Source organism: Allobosea sp. (genome assembly GCF_051860145.1).
Taxonomy (GTDB): Bacteria; Pseudomonadota; Alphaproteobacteria; order Rhizobiales; family Beijerinckiaceae; genus Allobosea.
On the sequence record NZ_JBHYEM010000060.1, the window covers coordinates 1 to 546 of the forward strand.

Sequence of the window (546 nt, forward strand, 5' to 3'; positions counted from 1 at the left end):
CTCGTCGTCTATGCGACGCTGACCGAGCAGAACATCGCCAAGCTGTTCCTCGCCGCCTTCATCCCCGGCATCCTGGCCGCCATCGGCTACGTGCTCGTCATCGCGCTCTATGTGCGGCTCTATCCGGAGAGCGCCGGCCGCCAGCCGCGCATGGCCTTTCCGGAGCGCTGGCGGGCACTCGCGGCCGTCTGGCCGGTGACGCTCGTCTTCATCGCCGTGGTGGGCGGCATCTACACGGGCGTTTTCACGCCGACGGAGGGCGCCTCGGTCGGAGCGCTCGGCACCGGCATCATCGCCCTCGCGTCCGGCGAACTCACCTGGGCGAAGTTCTGGCAGGCGATCATGGCGACGGCCGTCGGCACGGCGATGATCTTCTTCATCGTGCTGGGTGCTGCCTTCTTCAACGCCTTCCTGGCGCTGACCCAGGTGCCGCAGCTGATCTCGACCTTCGTCATCGAGCAGGGCTATGGGCCGTGGCTCGTCCTGACCATCATCCTGCTGCTCTACCTCGTGCTCGGCTGCGTGATGGACAGCCTGTCGATGATC

1 protein-coding gene is annotated in these 546 nt (G+C 66.5%); it reads left to right on the top strand.

The features are described 5' to 3' along the window. Positions 1-546, top strand: a 546-nt coding sequence (locus ACTIF2_RS27695; RefSeq protein ID WP_439500353.1) for a TRAP transporter large permease subunit, incomplete at both ends; no start/stop codon positions are given.